The organism is Streptomyces antibioticus, from assembly GCF_002019855.1.
In the GTDB taxonomy this organism is placed as follows: Bacteria; Actinomycetota; Actinomycetes; order Streptomycetales; family Streptomycetaceae; genus Streptomyces; species Streptomyces antibioticus_B.
The window spans coordinates 45,966-67,550 of sequence record NZ_CM007717.1 but is presented as its reverse complement, the minus strand read 5'-3'; the positions used below and the strand labels follow the sequence as shown (position 1 = coordinate 67,550).

Below are 21,585 nucleotides of genomic sequence, written 5' to 3'. Positions count from 1 at the left end.
GTGGGCAGCGGCACCTGCCCTCGCCCGCCCCACCGGATCACATGTTGTAGTACAGTCTTCAACTGTCGCAGCCGCTGGGTTCTGGGGAGGGCGGCCGTTTCTCTGGAAGTCGCCGGCATGTCACCGGCAGAAGAAGCCGTCTACCGCCTACTCGTCCTGTCCGGGCGCGTAAGCGCCAAAGACGTCGCACTGCGGACGGGCCTTTCCCAAGAGAAAGCGGCACGGACCCTCGATGTGCTCATCGCGACCGGCCTGGCCAGTCACACCGACGAAACACCACGTCACTTCAGCGCTGCTCCTCCTGACGTGGCCCTGCTGCCCCGACTGAAACGGAGCGCCGAAGCACTGGATCTCGCGAGAATCGAGGCAGCCCAACTGATCGAGGCCTACCAGGAGACACGGCGCCGGCACGACGCGAGCCAGCTCCTGGAGGTCATCACCGGAGCGGAGGCACTGCGTCAGCAACTACGGCAGATCCAAAACAGCGCCCAGCACGAGATGCTCTGGTTCTGCAAGGCCCACTACGTGGCCATGCCCTCAGGCAGCAATGCGGAAGAGTTCGAAGCGCTCGCGCGTGGCGTCCGCTACCGCGCGCTTTATGAGACGGCGTTCTTCGATGACGAAGGTGCCGTGGACAACGTCGTAGCAGGGATGCGAGCCGGCGAAGTCGCCCGGTCGGCCCCGCACCTTCCGCTGCGGCTCGCCATCGCCGACCGATCCGTCGCCCTCTTCCCGCTCGTGCCGGGCGGCCCCGCGGGAAGCCCGAGCGAGCCCACCACTGCACTGGTCAGAGACAGCAATCTTCTGAGCGCGTTGATCGCTCTCTTCGAGCGCTACTGGCAGGACGCGGTCCCCTTGCGCTTGGACGGCAGCGATCAGGCTGGAGAAAACGGCGAGGCCGGGTCGCCCTCCCCACTCAGCCCTGTCGACCAAAAGCTGCTGTCTTTGCTGGTGGCCGGAGTGACCGACAAGGCCATCGCATCCCAGCTCGGACTGAGCCGGCGCACAGTCCAACGCCATATCCAGCGCATGATGGAACTGGCCGACGCGGAGACGCGCATGCAGCTCGCCTGGTATGCAGCTCGTCGAGCGTGGCTGTGAAGAGAGCCTGACCGCCAGCCTCGACCATGACCTCTCAGGCAGCCCGGGCTGGATCGAGTCGTACTGCGGAGATCCCGAGGCGCAGCCTCATCTTGTAGCTGAGCGGGCTCGTGGCCCAGTCAAGTCCCCAGTCGGATGACAGCAGGTCAACCGTGCCCTCGAAATTCACACGCTCCTGACCCCGTTTGTCATGACTTGCTTCCACGAATGCCAGGTCGACGGGAACTGGCAACTCGATGTCCTTAATCCTGAAGAAGCCGGAAAGCCGGAGACGCTCGGCCCGCGTGTCGAGGTAGCCATTCGACCGGAAACTCATCAGAGGAAACGTTGTAGCATCGAGAAATTCGGCCCCGCTGACCTGTGCGTTGAGTGAAGGGGATCCGGTTTCGGCACTGTAGGTTTGAACACTGAGATAAGCCTCGGACCGGCTGCGGTTTCCGCCGATCTTGATGAGACCTTCGAACTCCGTGAACTCGCCCTGGGCATGGGAGGCCATGGCGTGGTGGACGGAGAATCCTACGGTGCTACGCGTTCTGTCGATGGTGTAAAGGCCGGACAGTCCATTGCGCGGCGGCATCGACAGCAGCGTGAAGCTCTTTCGGTTGAACATGGCCGGACAATTCTTTCGTGCAACGGTGTTGGCGAGGAGATAAATGAATGCTGTGGAGGGCGGGTGGCCCCTGCCGACTGCCCTCCGACGGGCAGGGGCCACCGCCGAGGACGTCAGCCCTGCTGCGCGATCCAGTCGGCGAACCTGGTCTTGGCGATGATGGCGTCCGGTCCCGGCAGGAGGGTCGACTCCTTCAGCTCGGTGCCGAAGTACGTCGCGTGTTCGTCGGTGACCACAGTGCGGGGGTCGTTCTTGGCCGCCAGCCCCTTGCGGATCAGCTCGTCGAGCTGGAACGCCTCGGGACCCGCGACCTCCACCACACCGTTGACGGGGGTGCCCACCGCGGTACGGCCGACAACGGCGGCTACATCGTCAGAGGCGATGGGCTGGAACTTGGCGGGGGACAGGCGCACGGTGTCGCCGTCGGTGGCCTCGGCGGCGATGGCCTTGATGAACTCGAAGAACTGGGTGGAGTGAACGATGGAGTAGGGGAGGCCCGACTCCTTGATCAGCTTCTCCTGGGCCTGCTTGGCCCTGAAGTAGGCGCTGCCCTGGAGGCGCTCCGTACCCACGACGGACAGGGCCAGATGGTGCGTCACGCCGGCTTGGGCCTCCGCCTCGAGCAGGTTGGTCGTGCACGTGTGGAAGAAGTCCATGACGGCCCTCTCCTCGAACGAAGGGGAGTTGGAGACGTCGATGACGACAGATGCTCCCTGCAGCACTTCTGCGAGCCCCTCACCCGTCAGGGTGTTGACGCCGGTGTTGGGCGCGGCGGCCACGGCCTCGTGGCCGTGCTCGCTGAGCCTGGCGACCACCTTCGAGCCGATGAGCCCCGTGCCACCGATCACTACGACCTTCATAACAGATTCCTCTCAGGGGGCTGTCGGCGTCTACGCGTCCCACACGGGACTCCTGCGAACGCCGGTTTCTTTCTCTGGTAAAGAGACAGGGGAACTGCTCTAGTTGTGACAAGCTGTTCGTCTCGAGTGCACGGGTTCAGGCCGGCAGCTCACTCGGCGAGCTTCCCATCGGTCGAGACCTCTTCCATCAGAGAGGTGATCTCCTCCGGGATCGCCGGAATGCTCTCTCGGCTGACTCCCGTTGTCGGGGACCAGACGAGATTGACCTGAAGGTCGGGATCCAGATCGGGGTAGTCGCTGCGGTTGTGGCAGCCACGCGTCTCGCGACGCTCCAGAGCCGCCTCGAGGGTTGCTCGGGACGCAAGGGCAGCAGACTTCAGGTCGAAGGCATGGGCCAGGTCCTGATAGCCGGCGATGTCGGGGTGAACGCCGACGGACTCCATCCTCTTCTCGATGACGGAGAGTTCGGCAAGCCCGGCGCGCAGACCCTCTTCGTTGCGTACCACTCCCGCGTGTTCGGTCATGGTGTCGCGGATGGCTCGCTGCAGGGCACGAACATTCTCCGGGCCATCCGCCGCCAGCAGAGTGTCGATCTCCTCCCGTGCCTCGGCGATGGCCGAGGCTGATCGAGGCTGCGCGGTCAGAGACCGCGAGTAGGCCGCGGCGGCCCGGCCGGTGAGCCGGCCGAAGACCAGGAGTTCGATGAGACTGTTCCCGCCGAGGCGGTTGGCGCCGTGCAGACCGCTCGAAGCCTCACCGATAGCGTAGAGGCCTCGCACGTCGGTGCTGTGGTCCTTGGGATTCACCCAGACCCCGCCCATCGAGTAGTGCGCAGTCGGCGCGATCTCGATCGGCTCGCGGGTGATGTCCAGCATCTGAAGATCCAGAAGCGTCTGGTACACGCGAGGAAGCCGCGTCATGATCGTCTGACGAGGAAGATGCGACACATCAAGCCAGACACCGCCCTTGGGAGTCCCGCGTCCCTCCTTGATCTCCGTGTAAGAGGCCAGAGCCACCCGGTCGCGTGTGGACAGCTCCATACGCTCAGGGTCGTACCTGGCCATGAACCGCTCGCCGAGCGCGTTGCGCAGAATTCCGCCTTCACCCCGGGCGGCTTCGCTGACGAGTGTGCCCGCTGCGTTCTCCGGTTCGATGATTCCCGAGGGATGGAACTGCACCAGCTCGGCGTCGCGCAGTCGAGCCCCCGCCTCGACAGCCAACCGGAAGGAGTCTCCGGTATTCTCGTCCCGCCGCGATGACGTGCGACGCCAGATGCGCGTGTGACCACCCGCGGCGAGGATGACAGCGTCCGCATGGATCACATAGCGCGTGCCATCGGCCAGATTGAAGCCGTAAGCGCCGAAGACCGCGCCGTCGTGGACCAGGAGCCGTGTGATGTAGACACTGTCGAGCACGGGGATGTTCAGCTGTTCCGCACGTCGGAGGAGCGTGCGCTGGATCTCAAGTCCCGTGTAGTCGCCCGCGAAGGCCGTGCGCCGGAACTTGTGGGCGCCGAAAAAGCGCTGGGATATACGGCCGTCCTCTTCCCTCGCGAACGCCATACCGTACCGTTCCAGATCGTCGATTCCCCGGGCTGCGCCCTGGGTGACGATCTGGACGGTACGAGGGTCGGCGAGCAGGTAACTCTCCTTGAGGGTGTCGGCCGCATGTTGCTGCCAGCTGTCCTGCGGATCCATCGTGGCCAGCGCCGCGTTGATCCCTCCGGCGGCGAGCGCCGTATGGGCGTCGTCCTTGGCCCGCTTCCCGACCGTGAGGACGTCCGTACCGGCTTCGGCCAGCTCGATCGCTGCGCGTAGCCCAGCTCCTCCGGTGCCGATCACCAGCACCATGGTGGAAATTCGTTGTTCAGTGACAGCCACGGTCAACTCCGATCGCCTCAGGTGTCACCTACTACGACCACGGCGCATCCAAAACTGTGACACGGTTGTTTGCTGTCTCCACACAAGTGCGGTCACGCAGCGGTCTGCGGCAGCGGCAGGGCATGCCCGAGCGTGCCTGTGGCAGTGTTCACCGGAGTTCGGCGCTGTCAGGGGTCAGCTGATCCAGCGGGATGTCCGGGTCGGCGAGCAGTGTGTCATCGATGTCCGAGCCTGCAGAGATGAGGGAGCGGATCGGATCGATGACACCCCAGACGTTGACGCTCATGCCTGCCACAACGCGCCGGCCGGCCATCCAGAAGGCGACGAACTGGCGCTTGGAGGGGTCACCGCGAAAGACGACGCGGTCGTAGCCGCCGGGTTCCGTATAGCCGGTGTACTCCATACCCAGGTCGTACTGATCGGTGTAGAAGTACGGCTGCCGGACGTAGGAGGCGTTGCCGCCGAGCATGCTGAGGGCGGCGACCTCCGGCTGATGCAGCGCGTTGAACCAGTGCTCGACGCGGAGATGGCGACCGTACAGCGGATGGTAGGCGTTCGCGACGTCGCCCGCCGCGTAGATGTGCGCGACCGAAGTCTGCAGATGTTCGTCCGTAACGATCCCGTTTTGCACATTCAGCCCGGCCTCGTCAGCAAGCCGGACATTGGGAGTGATGCCGATACCCACCACCACGGTGTCCGCCGCGAGGTGCCGGCCGTCCGCAAGCTGTACTCCGCTCACGCGCCCCTGGTTGCCAGTGATGGAGTCCAGCTCCACGTTGGGGAGCAGGTTGACCCCGTGGTCCGTATGCAGCGCGGCGAATACCTCGGCTGCCTCACGGCCGAGCACCTTGAGCAGAGGGAGGTCCGAATGCTCGAGAACGGTCACCTCGGCGCCGGCGATGCGGGCGGCAGCCGCCGTCTCCAGGCCGATCCAGCCCGCACCCACCACGACAACCTTCGCTCCCGCCTGGAAAGCGGATCTGAGCCGCTCACTGTCCCCGACGCGACGCAGGTACAGCACGCCGTCCAGCTCCGCACCCGGGATGGTCAGGCGACGCGGCGACGACCCTGTTGCCAGCAGAAGCTTGGCGTAAGGAATGTGAGTGCCGTCGTGCAGCTCGACCGACCGTGCCCGAGGGTCCACAGAACGTGCACGCGTGCCGAGTCGCAGCTCGACATTGTTCTCTCGGTACCAATCGCCGGGATGAACGAAGATCGAATCACGATTCTCTTTGCCCAGGAGGTATCCCTTGGACAATGGGGGCCGAATGTAGGGCCTCTCACTCTCGTCGCCGATGATGGTGAGCGGGCCGGAGTGGCCATGCTTCCGGAGCGCTTCGGCGGCCTTGCCTGCTGCCAGACCACCCCCAATGATCACGAAGTTGTCCACAATGTTCCTCAATTCTGAAGATCACGTGCCGCCTGTTTCGCCACGACAGTGGGCACCGTGATGATCGAGGCTTCCTTGGCGAGAAGCCGGTGCACGGGACAGTGCCCCGCAATGGTGAAGAGCTGCTTGAAGTGGGCAGCCTCCAGCTCTCCGGTCAGCCGGAGATCCTTGACAATCTGCCCCTGCTCATCGAACCGTACCGAGACGTCTACCTGGTCGAGCGGCCAACCATGCCGGTCGGCGAAGGCCCGGACGGTCATCGACGTACACGCCCCGAGTGCAGCAAGCAGGAGTTCGCCGGGGGTCGGCCCCATGTCTGTGCTGATGGGCTGGGGCTCGTCAGCGGTCAGCCTATGGGGACCGACTGAGATGGACCGAGACAGGCGGGGACCCTCAGCCACTGACACGATGCGTGCGTTCATCGGATTCCTCCTGGGCGAGCGGCGGACGGCTGCGACTCATGCCGTCGTGCTACTCGCTTTGACCGGCCCGCGCTTTCGGGTGTGACACACACGGGTCTGTCACACCTGGAGCCGCTGTCTGGTCTCTATAGGTGCGAACTCGAGCATCTTGGCCAGAAACGCGGTACTCAAGATTCGCCAGATGACCTCAAAAGCGCCGATGGACACTGCAAACGCCCCGTGTCTCTGGGAAAAGGGACGGTAGCCAATCCAAGGGGTAGACCAGAAACAGTTTCGGCTCGAGGTGACCAGATCAGCCAGCTCGTGACGACGCACCACGAACAGACCGACGACCCAACCGCTTTGCGGACACGACCTAGCCGATCGGTGACGTGACGTAGCGGTTGAGCTTGTCCGGGTTCAGCACCCACATGATCCGCTCGATGCCGCGGTCCGACGCATCCACGCACAGCAGCGCCATCGGCTTTCCATCCGCAGAAATGAGGACAGCCGGCCTGCCGTTGACCTCGACCCAGTGCACCTCCGTCTCATGCCAGAAACGTGGCGCGAAGGCGACGAGGTACTTGGACACATGCTCTTTGCCGAAGACCGGAATCCTGGACGCGCCGCGGACCCCACCGCCATCGGCGTAGCTGACAACATCTGTAGTGAGCACTTCCTCAAGGCCCCTCAGATCGCCGTTTTGAGCCGCAGCGAGAAACACTTCCAAGAGGCGTCTGTGGGCATCCGAGCTCACCGGCTCCCTGCGCTCTGAGGACAGGTGCTTACGCGCCCGGCTCACCAGTTGGCGCGTATTGCCCTCACTCGTCTCCAAGATGGCCGCGATCTCCTTGTAGGAGTACTCGAAGGCCTCCCTCAGAACGTAGGCTGCTCGCTCTACAGCGTTCAGCTTCTCCAGGAGGAAGAGGACCGCCAGATCGAGTGCCTCAGCGCGCTCTGCGCCCACCTGCGGGTCCGCAGCCGTATCGAGCGGATCAGGAAGCCAGGGTCCGATATACGATTCGCGTCGCATCCGTGCCGACTGACTCAGGTTGATCGCCAGACGAGTCGTGACTGTCGCCAGGAACGCTGCCGGCTCGCGGATGGTCCTGCGGTCGGTGTTCTGCCACCGGAGCCACGCCTCCTGGACAACGTCCTCGGCTTCCACAGCGCTGCCGAGCACCCGATAGGCGATGCCAAAGAGCCGTGGGCTTGCTTTCGTGAACTCCCTCGTGGCCTCCTCAAGGGAGCCGCCGTCATTCCCGTTGTGCATCGGTGCCCTCCGCTTCTGGCCACCATGCTACAAGCCGTCACAACGAGACGCTCGACCCATCGACCCCTTCATCCCATAGTCACACGCCACGTGATGAGCGTCGCTCTCCCCGATGAGAACCGGGGCAGGCTGTCACAGACTCGTCGGCTCAGCTGTCTGTTGTTACGCATCTCGGTCAATAGGGCGTGAACGAAGGCCGGTGCCGCTGGATGCGAAGAGGGTGGGTGGACGCACGCCTGCTCACAAGAACTTGCTCGCTTTGCGGCAGACACCTTGGGAGGCGACCATAACCGCCATAGAGGCTCACGCTCTCGGTGCCCGAGAGAGCGCATCCCTTGAACGGGGACTTCTTCCCACGCCGGCGCTCCGCGGAGATGACTTCCACGCCGCCTCGCGTTACGTCCCGGGCCGGGCCCACGCGCTCCTGAGCGGCGACTTCTACGACATCGTGCAAACCGAGGACTCGACGGTCCACGTGATCCTGGGGGACGTCTCCGGACACGGAGCAGCGGCGGCCGCGCTCGCGGTTCACTTGCGTCTGGCGTGGCGGACAGCCGTACACTGCGGCAAAACACAGCTTGAGCAGTTGTGCATCCTCGAGCGGATCCTTGTTGACGGGAGATCGGATGACGACACCTACGCCACTGTCGTCTCAGTGGTCTTCCCTCCAGGAGGCATGACGGCCAGAATCGTGAGCGCCGGACACCCAGGGCTCCTGCTTCGCCGGTCCGAGCACATCAGATGGGTCGAGCCGCAGATCGGCATGGCGCTGGGGTTGTTTCCGGGCATCAGAGACTGGACGGAAACGGATCTCGCCCTGTCACCACACGACCGGGTGGTTCTGTTCACCGACGGTCTTTTCGAAGGAAGGATCACACCTTCAACGCGTCTTGGAGAAGACGGCCTGCTGCAACTGGCGCTACAGTCCGCACATCTCCCAGGGCAGGAGTTCGTTGACGCTCTGGTCCAGGGCGCGGCCCGCAAGGCCGCTCCCTTCGGCGGACTGGTGGACGATGTAGCCGTCTTGCACCTCGGCTGGAAGACGGCGCGCGCCACTGAGGCGGCACGCCCATCGGCGGAGTCCGCCGGTGCAGCGATGCACGACCCGGCCTTCAACGCGGCTTGAGCTGAACGGCCAGCACGGCCGGATCAGCCCGCGGCGGCAGCGCGACGAATCCCGATCCCTCCAGCTCTGCGACCACATCTGCCCGGGGGACTGGCCACATCCAGAAGGTCTCGTCGTCCTCCCGCAGCACGCCTTCATCGCTTCGCACCCAGTAGTGGAAGCGCGTCCGGATCCGGTTCACCGCGGGGGACATATCAATGCGGCCCCCGTACTCGTGCCGTCCGACACGCTGAGCGGGCAGGACCCGCCTGATCCGGCGTGGAGGAACATCGGCGGGCGGGAGTTGGACGAGCAGTACGCCGCCGGGCACAAGCGCCTTCGCGAGAGCCGGCCACAGAGCACGCCGCTCGGTTGGCTGCATACAAGCAATGATGTTGTGGCAGACGGCCACGTCCGCCACACCCCGCAAGCCGGCCTCACCAAGAGGGTGGGGATGCACTGTGACCCGGGCCCTTTGAGCGCTCGGCAGAGAGGCCAGACGGGTCATCAGAGGAGTGCGCATGGACCGGGTGGGCTCGACGGCATGCACCGAAGCCTGTGACGTCGCCAGACTCATGACGGTAACTCGTCCGGTGCCGGCTCCCACGTCCAGTACGCCGATGCGGGCTTTCTCGACGTCCTCGCCGTACAAATCGAGAACTCGGGCGGCATCCCGCTCGGCTTGCAGGACATCGTAGAACTCGGCGGTGACGGCATAAGAGTCCCGCTGCCCGCGAGTGACGGGATCAGATCTCACACCAAGTGATATGAGGCGCATATAAGAAAGACAAGGTCAATAGCCCGCATGTGACACGGTCCTCAGCCATGCCAGCCGTAGCGTTCGCGGGCGCGGACGACCTGGCCGGGGTCCACCACTCCGCTTCGGGCCAGTTGGTCGAGGGCAGCGACGGCGATCGACTCGGCGTCCACCCGGAAATAGCGGCGTACGGCATCACGGGTGTCCGACAGTCCGAAGCCGTCCGTGCCCAGTGACGTGTACTCCTGCTCCACCCACTGACTGATCTGATCGGGCACCTGCCGCATCCAGTCGCTCACCGCGAGAACTGGCCCTGGCGCCCCCGAGAGAGTGTCCGTCACGTAAGGGGTCCGCTCCTCGCCGCGCAGCCGTGCCCGGTCGGCGTCCAGAGCGTCACGCCGCAGTTCCGTCCATGACGTGACGGACCAGACGTCTGCATGAACCCCCCACTCATTTGACAAGAGCTCCTGGGCTTTCAGGGCCCAGTGGATCGCCGTACCGGAGGAAAGCAGTTGGATTCGCGGTCCTGCCGCTCCGGGCTGCGCCTGCCGGAACCGGTAAAGTCCCCGCACGATTCCCTCTTCCAGAGACGGCAGGGTCGGCATGGCCGGCTGAAGCTTCGGCTCGTTGTAGACCGTCAGATAGTAGAAGACGTCCTCGGGCCGTTCGCCGTACATGCGCCGTAGCCCGTCCTTGACGATCACCGCGATCTCGTAGGCGAAGGCCGGGTCGTAGCTGATGGCTGCGGGGTTGGTGGAGGCGAGCAAGTGCGAGTGCCCGTCTGCGTGTTGCAACCCCTCACCAGTCATCGTCGTGCGGCCGGCGGTGGCTCCGACGACGAACCCGCGCCCCATCTGGTCGGCGAGCGCCCAGAACTGGTCGCCGGTCCGCTGGAAACCGAACATGGCATAGAAGATGTAGAAGGGGATCATCGGTTCGCCGTGTGTGGCATAGGACGTTGCCGCGGCCGTGAACTCGGCCATGGAACCGGCCTCGGTGATGCCCTCATCGATGAGCTGGCCGTTCTTGGCTTCCTTGTAGTAGAGCAGTTGATCCGCATCGACTGGCTCATAGGTCTGGCCCTGAGGCGAGTAGATGCCGGCTGAAGGGAAAAGGGACTCCATGCCGAAGGTGCGTGCCTCGTCAGGGATGATGGGTACCCACCGCTGTCCGGTCTCCTTGTCGCGCATCAAGTCCTTGACCAGGCGAACAAGGGCCATAGTGGTGGCAACTTCCTGGTTGCCGAACCCTTTTTCCAAGCCCTCGAAGGCGTGAGCCGGCGGCTGGTCCAGCGGTTTCGGCACTACCGTGCGCACCGGTGCTGGACCACCCAATGCCTTCCGACGGTCTTGCAGGTACTGAACCTCCGGTGAGTTCTTGCCGGGGTGCCAGTACGGCACCTGCTCTCCGCTCAGCGCGCTGTCAGGAATGGGAAGTTCGAGCAGATCCCGCATCTCGCGGAACTGCGCCATGGTGAGCTTCTTCATCTGATGGTTGGCGTTGCGCGACTCGAACGCGGACCCCAGGGTGTGCCCCTTGACCGTTTGGGCCAGGACCACGGTCGGCGCCCCCCGATGCTCGACCGCGGCCCGATAGGCGGCGTGGACCTTGAGGGGCTCATGCCCACCACGGGAGTTCTCGAACAGGTTGGTCAGTTGGGTGTCACTGAGCCTTGCTGCGAGGTCGGAGAGCGTATCGCCGACAAAGAAGTGCTTTCGCACGTAGTCGGCATCCCGTGCTGCGTATGTCTGCATCTGCGCGTCGGGAACTTCACCGAGGCGGTGGACGAGGGAGCCGGTGACATCCTGCTCCAGGACGGGGTCCCATGCCTCACCCCACAAAGTCTTGACCACGTTCCAACCTGCACCGCGGAACCGGGCTTCCAGCTCCTGCACGATCTTGGAGTTGGAGCGGACAGGACCGTCCAGTCGCTGCAGGTTGCAGTTGACGACGAAGGTGAGGTTGTCGAGCCCCTCACGGGCGGCGAGCGCCAGTGCGGCCGTCGACTCGGGCTCGTCCATCTCGCCGTCTCCGAGGAATGCCCACACCCGCGACCCCGAGGTGTCCTTGATCCCTCTGTTGTGCAGGTAGCGATTGAACCGCGCCTGGTAGATGGCAGCCAGTGGACCCAGGCCCATGGAAACAGTCGGGAACTCCCACAGCCACGGCAGACGCCGTGGGTGGGGGTACGACGGGAGACCGTGCCCGCCGGCCTCCCGCCGGAAAGCATCCAACTGCTCCTCTCCGAGCCGTCCTTCGAGAAACACCCGGGCGTAGATACCCGGAGAGGCGTGGCCTTGCAGGTACAGCTGATCCCCGGAGCCGTCCGCGTCCTTGCCCTTGAAGAAATGGTTGAACCCGATCTCGTACAGCCACGCCGCCGAAGCGTAGGTGGAGATATGTCCCCCGAGCCCAAGACGCGAACCGCGCGTCACCATCGCTGCCGCGTTCCACCGGTTCAAGGCGGTGATCCGTGACTCCATGCCGACGTCTCCGGGGAAAGCCGGCTGCGACGCCGCCGGGATCGTGTTGATGTAGTCCGACGAGAGCAGAACCGGCACGGACACCCCGGATCCAGCCGCGTGCTCATGGACGCGTCGCAGCAGGTACACCGCCCGATCCGGCCCTGCATGGCGCACGACGGCGTCCAGGGACGCCTGCCACTCGGCGGTCTCCTCCCTGTCACGGTCGGGTAGCTGGTCGAGTTCACTCGGCACAGGGGACTCGGCGGGGCGGGCCGTATCACTCATGGCAGCCTTCCTGTCGTGGTGTGAGGGCCTGCGGGTCAGCGGCGCTTGAGCCACTGGGCCAGGGTTCCGTGGCCCACGCGGGCTTCCCCGCCGGGGAGAAGCGTCCGCTCTTCAAGAACGGCGCCGAAGAACGGGGCGTACGGGTCGGCAATCACCGCACGATCATCACCACGACTGGCCAGGAGCGTCGCAGCAAGTTCATTGAGGCGGAACTCCTCCGGACCCCCGACCTCCAGAAGGCCGAACAGCGGAATTCCCACGGCAACGTGGGCGACCGTCACAGCGACGTCATCCAAAGACGCGGGACGAGTCCGCGCAGGTGAGACGTGAACACCATCTGCGTGCACGTCCGAGCGGGACAGAGCGTCCACAGACTCGAAGAACGGAGTGGCCCGCACGACGGAATGCGGAATCGGTGACCGTCGGGCCTGCTCTTCCTGGAGCAGCTTTGCGCGGAAATAGCCGGCCTGCGCGCGTTCAGCCCCCACCACAGAAAGCACCACGTAGTGCTTGGTACCCGCGCCGGCAGCAGCCTGCAGCAGATTTCCAGTGGCTGTGCCGAAGAACTGCGCGCTGGCCAGCTCCGTGCGAGAAGGTGTGTCCGTGACGTCCACGACCACGTCCGCACCGCGCAGAGCTTGCGGGAGCCCCTCTCCGGTAGTCACGTCGACGCCCTGACCGCGGGACACCGAGACGACCTCGACACCGTGGTCCCGGAGCCTGGCGACCGTCCGGGAGCCGATCCTGCCCGTGGCTCCTGCAACAACGACTCTCATCTGGTTCTCTTCCCGTCGTGGGCGACACTCCTGTGACCTGCGCGTGACGACGGCAGCGAAGTCACCTCGTACACCCTGTAGACAGCTCAACTCACCGCGCTGTGACACAGGTGCCGATCTGAACTGAGCTGCATCGAGCGACCGCTCGTGTCACAAGAGGGCCGTACACGCGGTCAGTACAGGGAGACGTCCCTGGCACGGGGCGGGCAATGCGCCACGGTCGGACTGAACGTCCGGCCAAGGCCCGATGGACTCAAGGAAGGTGCAATACAGTGTCGGACAGTCGCTCAGCACACATGCACGCCGACGACCACACAGGATCGGCGGGGTGGATGACCGCGGCACAGGTACTGCAGGACGCATCGCCGATCACCGTCCCCGAGGGCGCCTCGGCGATGACCATTCGCGTCGACTGGGCGCCCGGGGATCCGGGAACTCCTCCGCACAGGCACTCAGGTCCTGCCTTCGGATACGTTGTCGAAGGCGCCGTCCGCTTCGAACTCGAAGGCGAGCCCGAGCGCATCATCGAGGCCGGTGAAACGTTCTGGGAGCCCGGTGGCGATGCGATCCACTACCAGGACGGCAACGCACTGCCCGACGCACGCACCCAGTTCGTGGTGACCATGATGTGCGCACCCGGCAGGCCCATGCTCGAACTCGTCGACGAGAAGGAGCTCGCCGAGCGAGCCCACTTGCGCGCGCCGCGCCCCGACGCCTGACAGACAAGAGCCTTGTCGTCGGCTGACTGCACACGGCCGATACCCGCGCACTCGAACCACGGGAGGTCGCGGCACGGCATGAACGCCAGTGATATCAGGCACTGCACACTGGCAGCGCCACTTGCGTTCGCCACCGTCCGAGGGTCGCGACGCGGTGTCCTGTCGCGAAGCCCCGCATGGTTCACTTTTCCGGACGTTCGGGTGGGCGAGGCGGGGACACGGCAGCCGGTGCCTGGCCCCATCGCGGTAGCGGCGGTGCGGACCGACTGCGCATCGATCGACCCCGCACTCGGCTCAGCGTTGCGGTCATCGGCTTGGCGGACCTGGCCGCGGAGGGCATCGTGGATCCGCTCGACCGCGCCGTCGTCGTGCCGCCAGGTGAAGTGCCCGTACACGGTGGGCCAAGGTGCGAAGTCGTTGGGCAACTGACGCCAAGAGCGTCCGGTCCGTGCGGCAGGTCGATCGCGGCAGGACGGACGACCAACGAGGCTCCTGAGAACGTGATTGACCTCGCTCGTTGCGCCTCACCAGCGCGGCACGCGGCTCGTCACAAGTACTCGTTCCGCAGCCTTCCTGCCATCAGTTCCTCGACGACCAGACGCGCGGCCGTGGACGCTCGCCCTGGGGTCCGAACATGATCAGGTACTCGACCGGTCCACCGGGGCTGGCGTTCGCCACCCCGTGCGGGGTGCGGGTGTCGAACTCGACGACATCCCCGGGCGTCAGGACGAGGTCCTGGCCGCCGAGGGCGAGCCACAGCCGCCCGTACAGGACGCACAGCCACTCATGGCCGTCGTGGGAGACCTGACGGGGCCGCGCGGGCGGGTTCTCGAGGGCGGGCAGGACGTGCTTGTGGGCGTGCAGGCCGCCGACGTACCGGGTCAGCGGCAGCACCGCCTTGCCGTCGCCGAAGCTCAGCGGCGTCGTAGCACGCGGCTCGGCCCCGGTGCCGGGCGCGGTGCCGGCCAGCTCGTCCAGGGAGACGCCGTATTCCTTCGACAGGTGCAGCAGCACCTCCAGGGTGGGCTTGCGCCGACCGGTCTCGATCCGGGACAGCGTGCTGGTCGAGATGCCGGTCGCGAAGCTGACACCGGCGAGCGTCGCTCCGTAGTGCTCGCGCGCGGCCCGCAACCGGGGCCCCATCGCGGCCAGCGTGCCGTCCACGTCGTCGACTGCCACCCTTCCCGCTCCTTCTTGCTGTGCCGATCCAGCGCTCTGTCCTGTGATCTTGCCAGAATGGCAACGCTGATCGCGCCGAGGGGCCGCCGCGCCGCATGATCGATGGGTACCCGCCGGCCGCCCGCGAACCGAGGAGAAGCCCATGCAGCCCGAGCCGACCGCCGAGCTCCGCCATCGCACCGTCGAGGCCCCGGCCGGACGCCTGCACCTGGTCGAGCAGGGCACCGGCCCGCTGGTCCTGCTCGTGCACGGTTTCCCCGAGTCCTGGTACTCCTGGCGCCACCAACTCCCGGCCCTCGCCGCGGCCGGCTACCGGGCGGTGGCGATCGACGTACGCGGCTACGGCCGCTCCTCCAAGCCGCAGGCGACCGACGGATACCGCATGCTCGACCTGGTGGAGGACAACGCCGCCGTCGTGCGCGCCCTCGGCGAGGAGAACGCGGTACTCATCGGCCACGACTGGGGCTCCAACATCGCCGCCGCCTCCGCCCTGCTGCACCCCGAGGTCTTCCGCGCCGTCGGCCTGCTGAGTGTCCCGTACGCACCGCCCGGCGGTCCCCGCCCCACCGATGTCTTCGGCCAGATCGGCGGCCCCGAGCAGGAGTTCTACGTCTCCTACTTCCAGGAGCCCGGCCGTGCCGAGGCGGAGATCGAGCCCGACATCCGAGGCTGGCTCGCCGGCTTCTACGCAGCCCTGTCCGCCGACACCATGCCGGCCGAGGGCGAACCCGACCCTCACTTCGTCACCCGCGGCGGCCGGCTGCGCGACCGCTTCCCCGCCGGGGTTCTCCCGGCCTGGCTGAGCGAGGACGACCTCGACGTCTACGCCGGGGAGTTCGAGCGCACCGGCCTGACCGGCGCTCTCAACCGTTACCGCAACATGGACCGCGACTGGGAAGACCTCGCACCCCACCGCGGAGCCCCGATCAAACAGCCGTCCCTGTTCGTCGGCGGCGCACTGGACGCATCCACCACCTGGATGGCTGACGCCATCGACGCCTACCCCACCACTCTCCCCGCCCTGTCCGCCTCCTACCTCTTGGACGGCTGCGGCCACTGGATCCAGCAGGAACGCCCCAACGAGGTCAACAGCCTGCTGACCGACTGGCTCGCCACCCTCCAGGACTGAACCAGGCGGGCTGGCCGGGCTGCTTGGGGGGCGTTTGGGGTGACCGCGCCGAGGGCGCGTATGGCGCCTGCTGGAAAGTCCGTCTCCACGCCGAGGGGCCGGGGACGTGGAGACGGACCGTATGTGCCTGGCCGATGCGCCAGATGCCTTCCGTCAGCCGAACTGGCCGGGCTGGTAGCTGCCGGCAGGCTGCTGGTTGATCACGTTGATGCGGTTGTACGCGTTGATGATCGCGATGAGCGAGATGAGCGCGACGAGCTGCTCGTTGTCGTAGTGGTTCGCGGCGTTCGCCCATGCTTCGTCGGTGACGCCACTTGCGGCGTCGGCGATCCGTGTGCCCTGCTCAGCGAGCTCCAGAGCCGCACGCTCAGCCTCGGTGAAGACCGTGGCTTCACGCCAGGCAGCGACCAGGTTGAGTCGATCCGGGGTCTCCCCGCCGGCCGCGGCGTCCTTGGTGTGCATGTCCGTGCAGAAGCCACACCCGTTGATCTGGCTGGCACGGATCTTCACCAGCTCCTGCGTGGCGAACGGCAGCCCGGACTCCGAGGCCACCTTGCCCGCCGAGTTGATGTGCTTCAGCACCTTGCCCGCGAGGGGGTTGCCGAAGTAGTCGAGACGCGAATCCATGTCTGCTCCTAGCCGATATGCGGTTACGCACTATTGACCGCGGAGCCGATGGAAACGTGACACGAAGGGGCGCTTCGACGCCGGACCCGCTTCGCCGCTCGGCATCAGAAAGCCGTGACCTCGCGGTTCCGGTGGCTGCCCAGGACGATGTCCGCCTTATGTCTGCCCAACCACTGACAGGAGCTCGAGGGTCGCGTAATCTTCCGTGCCGGGCTCCGCGGTGAACACCAACAGACGCTGAGACTGGTCAGGGTCGACGAGCGTCTGGCAGTGCAGTTCCAGCGGCCCCACCTTCGGATGCAGGAACCGTTTGGGCCCGCAGTACGGTCCAAGAACGGGGTGCTCATTCCAACGCAGGGAAAAATCTGCGCTTTCCGCCCGTAGTGCCTCCACGAGATCGGCGACCAGGGAGTCCTTGCCGTCTCGCGCATACGCACCCCAGAGATCGGCCACCAGCAACTGACTCTGCCTGGCGTGATCACTCTCGGGATAGAGGGTGCGAGAGGCGGGATCGGTGAACCACCGATAGTGCGCACTCTTGGCCCGCCCCGTCAAAGCGGTCTCCTCGCCCAGCAGGGCAACCGCCAAAGGCGTTTGCCTCAGCGTCTCGCCCACCTGATTGACCACTTGAGCAGGAGTGTCCTCCAGCCGGTCGAGGATCCGCATGAGGCCCGGGTTGATGTGATCACTGCGACGCACCCTTCTGGGAGCGGCGTAGCCGGCAAGTTGAAACAGATGGTCACGCTGCTCCAAGGACAGATGCAGGCCGCGGGCGATGCTTGCCAACATCTGCTCTGAAGGGTTCGGGCCGCGCGGTTGCTCGATCCTGCTGTAGTAGTCAGCTGACATATCGGCCAGTGCCGCCACCTCCTCCCGACGTAGGCCACCGGTACGCCGACGCCGACCGCGGGGGAGCCCTACGTCCTCCGGCTGAAGAGCCTCACGCCGGGTGCGCAGGAAGGCTGCCAATCCGGCTCTGTCCATCTAGTTGCCTGCTCTCCTCGTCAAATGGATGGTCATGAGACCTCTGGCCTTCACACGGCGGCCTCGAATGAGACGCCCGTCAGACGCTCAGACACCTGCCACAATCGCTCAGCATCAGCCGCACTGCGCGCAGACTTGTAGAGAGCAAGCTGAGTAGGACTGCCCGTGAACTGGCCGAAACCGTCAGGGCCGTAGAGAACTCCCCCTCTGGCCTGCGGGCTCGTCAGCGCGAACAACGGCGGAAGCATGCCGGCCTCAGCGGAATGAACGAACATGCCCCACTTCGCAAGACGCTTCATGATCGCTTCGTGGGGGGCAGGCTTGGCGCGGCCGAGGTTGGGGCCGGACGCGTAGAGGTTGGTCAGCGTGGTGCCGGGGTGAGCGGCATTGCTGACGACTCCCCACGCAGCAACTCGACTACGGCGATCCAGTTCGAGGGCGAAGAGGAGATTGGCCAGCTTCGATGCCCCGTACGAGCGCACCGGTGAGTAGTTCTTGACGCTCTCCAGATCACCCCAATTGATCTTGCTGGTGCGTGCGGCGCTGCTTGTCACGGTCGTCACACGCGCCTTGCCTGCGCGCAGCAGGGGCATCAGGCGCCCAGTGAGTGCCATATGGCCCAGATGATTGGTGGCGAACTGCAGCTCGAATCCGTCCACAGATTCGTGCCGAGTGGCCGGTGCCATCACACCAGCGTTGTTGACCATGAGGTTGATCGGCCTGCCCTCTGCCAGCAGTGTGTCGGCAAGGGCTGCAACGGAGCTCAAGGACGACAAGTCGAGGACCCGGGAGGACACTCTTGCTTCTGGAGCAGCAGCCCTGATCCGATCCAAAGCAGCGGCTCCCTTGGTCGCACTGCGCATGGGCAGTACAACCTCTGCACCGGCCAGGGCGAGCCGTTCGGCCAGCCTGAGTCCGATGCCGTCGCTCGCGCCGGTCACCACTGCGATCTTGCCGTGCAGATCAGGCACGGACACGGCAGACAACTTCTTCATCTCAAAGCTCCCGGTGGGTCGGATACAACAGATCAAGAGTCCGCCCTCCGAGCGGTCTGATCCATGTCTTCCTGAACCCTGGATGGACAGAACCTGGCCAGAGGTGCGTGAGGTACACCCCGATGACACTGATACCGACTCGCCTCCGTCTAGTATGTGACAAGGTTTGCCCTCAACACTATTTCCGTGTTGCATCTTCCGTACCAGGTCCAGGATGTGCAGTCCGGCACAGGCGGCGGTGAGGCGGTCAGGTACTGGTCAGTAGCGGTTGCTCTGTGACACAGGCTTCACACGAAGGATTCGAGCTGTGCCAGCAATCTTGATATATGGCGTTCCCGACACACACCGCGTCTGGGATGGTGTACGCCACCATCTGACCCGCACGGACGTCGAGGCGTGGGACCTTCCCGGCTTCGGCGCACCGCTTCCTCCCGGCTTCGAGTGTTCGAAAGAGGAGTACGTCACCTGGCTCATCGAACGACTGGAGGAGGTGGGCGGGCCCGTGGACCTGGTGGGGCACGACTGGGGCTGCATTCTCACTGCGCGAGTAGCCTCCCTGCGGCCAGACCTCGTCAGTACGTGGGCAGGCGGTAACGGCCCGGTCAGCGACCAGTACATTTGGCATCCTTTGGCCCAGATCTGGCAGGATCCCGTCGAAGGTGACCGGTACATGGACGAGTTGGAGCCCATGTCCCTCGCACAGGACCTGGTGGCGGGCTTCGATGTGCCCATTGAATCGGCCGAAGAGATGGTCAGCCACATAGACGGCCCGATGAAGGACAGTATCCTGAAGCTCTACCGCTCAGCGCTGACTGTGGGCAAGGAGTGGGAGCCAGGACTGGCACATGTGACTGCCCCGGCCCTCGTGTTCTGGGGAGTCTTGGATCCAGCCGTCCCGATCGAGTTCGGCGAAAAGCTTGGGCCGGCGTTGCGGGCGTCGCAGGTCGTCAAGCTGGACTGCAACCACTGGACCGTCCTGCAAAGGCCCGGCGAGGTCGCCGCAGCCCTGGAAGGTCACTGGATGCAGCCCAACGACTAGGACACGGTCCGACCAGCGGGCCGCTATGAGATCGAGGCCCAGATGCCGTCCCGGCTCGTCGTGACGTGCGCCGGCGCCGGTGGTGCACGAAGAGCCTGCACGATGCGGTTCCGCTCAGGTCAGGGCTGACCGCACGATCTGCCGGACGAGCGGAGAACGATCCAGATCCGCCTTGATATCAGCGAGGCTCTGCGCGGCGAGGGCATCGTGCCAAGACTGCTCCGCGCGGCGCATGGCCGCGCTGACAGCGCATGCGCCCTTCGGGGGTGGCGACAGCTCGCCGATCTTTCCGCTGCAGCGGATCTCGGTGCACTGAAAGAGTTCCGCTGCTCCTTCGATGGCCACCACGACATCGAGAAGGGTGATGGTTTCCAGTGGCTTGGCCAGACTGAAGCCGCCACGGGGTCCGGGCACAGAGACCACAAGCTCGGCACGGGCAAGCTGCTGCAACTGCTTGTTGAGGTATGAGGGGGAGAGGCCGTGAGCCTCGGCGAGCTGACCGCTGCCCACAGGGCCGCCGCCGACCATGTCCAGGTTCAACAGTGTGTGCAGTGCCCACTCGACACCCTTAGCCATTCGCATATTACGGACATTACATGTCCAGGACTGAGGGCGGTACCGATCACCTGAGCGCAGGCAACCCCTCGCCTGCCGGAAAAGATCTTGACATCAAATATCCAGGATATTTAGTATCCATGATTGCTGGGGTCGGTCGAATGGCCCAACAGCCCGTCGGCCCAGGTCACACGACTCGACGCATCACCGAAAGCGGAGAACTTCATGAAGGACGTCCTGATCATTGGCGGCGGCTTCGCCGGCGTATGGAGCGCGGCAGGCGCCGTGCGCGCCGCACGCGAGGCAGGCAGTGCCGGCAGAGATGTGCGAGTGACACTGGTCAGCGGTGGTGACGACCTCGTCATTCGCCCCCGCCTCTATGAGGAGGCACCCGAAAGCATGCGGGTAGCCCTCGACCGCGTACTGGGCCCCATCGGCGTCCGCCGCATCACGGCGACGGTCACCGGAATCGACACTGACACGCACACCGTCCGCGCCGTGGGGCGCACGGGTGAAGAGCTGAGCCTGACATACGACAAGCTGGTACTCGCCACCGGCAGCCAGCTCGTACGGCCCGACTTCCCCGGCTCGGACAACCTCTTCGATGTCGACACCCTTCCCGCTGCGGCCGCCCTCGGCAACCACCTCCGCAGACTTCCAGAACAGCCTTACTCGCCGGGCCGCTACACCGCAGTTGTCGTTGGCGCCGGCTTCACCGGCCTGGAAATCGCCACCGCACTGGGCGAGCGGCTTCACGCCATCGCCGCCCCCAACGGTTCACGGGACGAGGTCCGCGTCCTCCTGGTCGACCGTGCGGACGTCGTCGGCCCGGAACTCGGTGAGAATCCCCGCCCTGTCATCGACGAGGCGATCGGTGGGCTGAACATCGAACGACGTCTGGGACGCACCGTGGCATCGGCCACGTCCGCGAGCCTCACCCTCTCGGACGGCGAGACGATCCCTGCCGCAACCATCGTATGGACGGCTGGTATCGCCGCAAGCCCGCTCACCGCTCAGATACCCGGCGAGCATGACCGGCTCGGACGACTGCAGGTGGACGCTCACCTTCGAGTCAGGGGAGTACCGGACGTCTACGCAGCCGGCGACACCGCCCTGGCCCCCGCGGAAGACGGCTACTCGACGATGCAGTCATGCCAGCATGCCCTGCCGATGGGCAAGTTCGCCGGCCACAACGTGACAGCCGACCTCTTGGGCAACATTCCGTTGCAGTTCACCCCCGACCCCTATACCACCTGTCTGGATCTCGGCCCCGCAGGCGCCGTGTTCACCGAAGGCCGCGACCGCAAGATCGCAATGACGGGGGAAGAAGCCAAGGCGCTCAAGCAGAACATCAACGCGCTCTGGATCTACCCGCCTGTCGACGACCCTGAGCAGATACTCGCCCAGGCCGGACGCTTCTCCAACGGCTGACGGTCGCAGCCTCCGCCGGGACAC

General features: G+C 65.3%; 20 protein-coding genes. 6 read left to right on the top strand and 14 right to left on the bottom strand.

The genetic code is table 11. From position 1 onward, the window contains the following. Positions 1-81: 81 nt before the first annotated feature. Entirely contained in the window at positions 82-1,101 is a 1,020-nt protein-coding gene (locus AFM16_RS00305; protein WP_256861384.1) for a helix-turn-helix transcriptional regulator, read from the top strand. A 34-nt stretch (positions 1,102-1,135) separates the two neighbouring features. Here AFM16_RS00305 and AFM16_RS00300 read toward each other — a convergent pair whose 3' ends face one another. From AFM16_RS00300 to AFM16_RS00275, 6 genes are all read right to left on the bottom strand, one after another. Further along, positions 1,136-1,711, bottom strand: coding sequence for a YceI family protein (locus AFM16_RS00300; RefSeq protein ID WP_051781135.1), 576 nt, complete (start codon positions 1,709-1,711; stop codon positions 1,136-1,138). A 113-nt stretch (positions 1,712-1,824) separates the two neighbouring features. Continuing rightward, positions 1,825-2,571 carry an SDR family oxidoreductase gene (locus tag AFM16_RS00295; RefSeq protein ID WP_030797517.1) on the bottom strand — a complete coding sequence of 249 codons (747 nt, stop codon included), beginning with the start codon at positions 2,569-2,571 and terminating at the stop codon, positions 1,825-1,827. 149 nt (positions 2,572-2,720) lie between these two features. Further along, complete coding sequence (locus AFM16_RS00290; protein ID WP_078631490.1) at positions 2,721-4,421, bottom strand: FAD-dependent oxidoreductase; 1,701 nt, start codon at positions 4,419-4,421, stop codon at positions 2,721-2,723. Positions 4,422-4,599: 178 nt separating this feature from the next. Beyond that, positions 4,600-5,841: an NAD(P)/FAD-dependent oxidoreductase gene (locus tag AFM16_RS00285; RefSeq protein ID WP_370627979.1), complete on the bottom strand. Its 1,242-nt coding sequence runs from the start codon at positions 5,839-5,841 to the stop codon at positions 4,600-4,602. An 8-nt stretch (positions 5,842-5,849) separates the two neighbouring features. Then, positions 5,850-6,155: an OsmC family protein gene (locus AFM16_RS00280; protein ID WP_256861256.1), complete on the bottom strand. Its 306-nt coding sequence runs from the start codon at positions 6,153-6,155 to the stop codon at positions 5,850-5,852. Positions 6,156-6,618: 463 nt separating this feature from the next. Next, complete coding sequence (locus AFM16_RS00275; RefSeq protein WP_078631486.1) at positions 6,619-7,515, bottom strand: RNA polymerase sigma-70 factor; 897 nt, start codon at positions 7,513-7,515, stop codon at positions 6,619-6,621. A gap of 199 nt (positions 7,516-7,714) precedes the next feature. Between AFM16_RS00275 and AFM16_RS00270 the strand changes: the two genes are divergently transcribed. Then, a complete protein-coding gene (locus AFM16_RS00270) occupies positions 7,715-8,641 on the top strand; it encodes a PP2C family protein-serine/threonine phosphatase (protein WP_245177575.1) in 927 nt (308 codons plus the stop codon). Here AFM16_RS00270 and AFM16_RS00265 read toward each other — a convergent pair. The 3 genes from AFM16_RS00265 to AFM16_RS00255 are packed head-to-tail and all read right to left on the bottom strand — an operon-like array spanning position 8,628 to position 12,903. Beyond that, the gene (locus tag AFM16_RS00265; RefSeq protein WP_078631484.1) at positions 8,628-9,398 is read right to left on the bottom strand and encodes a class I SAM-dependent methyltransferase; all 771 of its coding nucleotides are present in this window, start codon (positions 9,396-9,398) and stop codon (positions 8,628-8,630) included. The genes AFM16_RS00270 and AFM16_RS00265 overlap by 14 nt on opposite strands. Positions 9,399-9,439: 41 nt before the next feature. Next, positions 9,440-12,127 (bottom strand): pyruvate dehydrogenase (acetyl-transferring), homodimeric type, encoded by a 2,688-nt coding sequence (gene aceE, locus AFM16_RS00260; protein ID WP_030797531.1) that lies wholly within the window; start codon positions 12,125-12,127, stop codon positions 9,440-9,442. A 35-nt stretch (positions 12,128-12,162) separates the two neighbouring features. Continuing rightward, positions 12,163-12,903, bottom strand: a complete 741-nt coding sequence (locus AFM16_RS00255; protein ID WP_030797533.1) for an SDR family oxidoreductase — start codon at positions 12,901-12,903, stop codon at positions 12,163-12,165. Positions 12,904-13,199: 296 nt separating this feature from the next. Here AFM16_RS00255 and AFM16_RS00250 point away from each other — a divergent pair, with 296 nt between their 5' ends. Next, on the top strand, positions 13,200-13,622 hold the full coding sequence (locus tag AFM16_RS00250) for a cupin domain-containing protein (protein ID WP_030797535.1): 423 nt from the start codon (positions 13,200-13,202) through the stop codon (positions 13,620-13,622). A 579-nt stretch (positions 13,623-14,201) separates the two neighbouring features. Here AFM16_RS00250 and AFM16_RS00240 read toward each other — a convergent pair. Further along, positions 14,202-14,801 (bottom strand): helix-turn-helix domain-containing protein, encoded by a 600-nt coding sequence (locus AFM16_RS00240; protein WP_030797537.1) that lies wholly within the window; start codon positions 14,799-14,801, stop codon positions 14,202-14,204. A gap of 142 nt (positions 14,802-14,943) precedes the next feature. Between AFM16_RS00240 and AFM16_RS00235 the strand changes: the two genes are divergently transcribed. Further along, a complete protein-coding gene (locus tag AFM16_RS00235) occupies positions 14,944-15,930 on the top strand; it encodes an alpha/beta fold hydrolase (RefSeq protein ID WP_030797539.1) in 987 nt (328 codons plus the stop codon). Positions 15,931-16,083: 153 nt separating this feature from the next. Here the strand turns inward: AFM16_RS00235 and AFM16_RS00230 are convergent, their stop codons facing one another. From AFM16_RS00230 to AFM16_RS00220, 3 genes are all read right to left on the bottom strand, one after another. Further along, complete coding sequence (locus tag AFM16_RS00230; RefSeq protein ID WP_030797542.1) at positions 16,084-16,557, bottom strand: carboxymuconolactone decarboxylase family protein; 474 nt, start codon at positions 16,555-16,557, stop codon at positions 16,084-16,086. A 156-nt stretch (positions 16,558-16,713) separates the two neighbouring features. Next, positions 16,714-17,541 carry a helix-turn-helix transcriptional regulator gene (locus AFM16_RS00225; RefSeq protein WP_030797544.1) on the bottom strand — a complete coding sequence of 276 codons (828 nt, stop codon included), beginning with the start codon at positions 17,539-17,541 and terminating at the stop codon, positions 16,714-16,716. A 50-nt stretch (positions 17,542-17,591) separates the two neighbouring features. Continuing rightward, positions 17,592-18,536 (bottom strand): SDR family oxidoreductase, encoded by a 945-nt coding sequence (locus AFM16_RS00220; RefSeq protein ID WP_030797546.1) that lies wholly within the window; start codon positions 18,534-18,536, stop codon positions 17,592-17,594. A 307-nt stretch (positions 18,537-18,843) separates the two neighbouring features. On the opposite strand from AFM16_RS00220, the gene AFM16_RS00215 reads away from it, so the two are divergent. Further along, entirely contained in the window at positions 18,844-19,575 is a 732-nt protein-coding gene (locus AFM16_RS00215; protein WP_078631480.1) for an alpha/beta fold hydrolase, read from the top strand. Positions 19,576-19,689: 114 nt separating this feature from the next. Here AFM16_RS00215 and AFM16_RS00210 read toward each other — a convergent pair whose 3' ends face one another. Continuing rightward, positions 19,690-20,151 carry an RrF2 family transcriptional regulator gene (locus AFM16_RS00210; protein ID WP_209313207.1) on the bottom strand — a complete coding sequence of 154 codons (462 nt, stop codon included), beginning with the start codon at positions 20,149-20,151 and terminating at the stop codon, positions 19,690-19,692. 204 nt (positions 20,152-20,355) lie between these two features. Here AFM16_RS00210 and AFM16_RS00205 point away from each other — a divergent pair, with 204 nt between their 5' ends. Continuing rightward, the gene (locus AFM16_RS00205; RefSeq protein WP_078631478.1) at positions 20,356-21,561 is read left to right on the top strand and encodes an NAD(P)/FAD-dependent oxidoreductase; all 1,206 of its coding nucleotides are present in this window, start codon (positions 20,356-20,358) and stop codon (positions 21,559-21,561) included. The last annotated feature ends 24 nt before the right edge of the window (positions 21,562-21,585 follow it).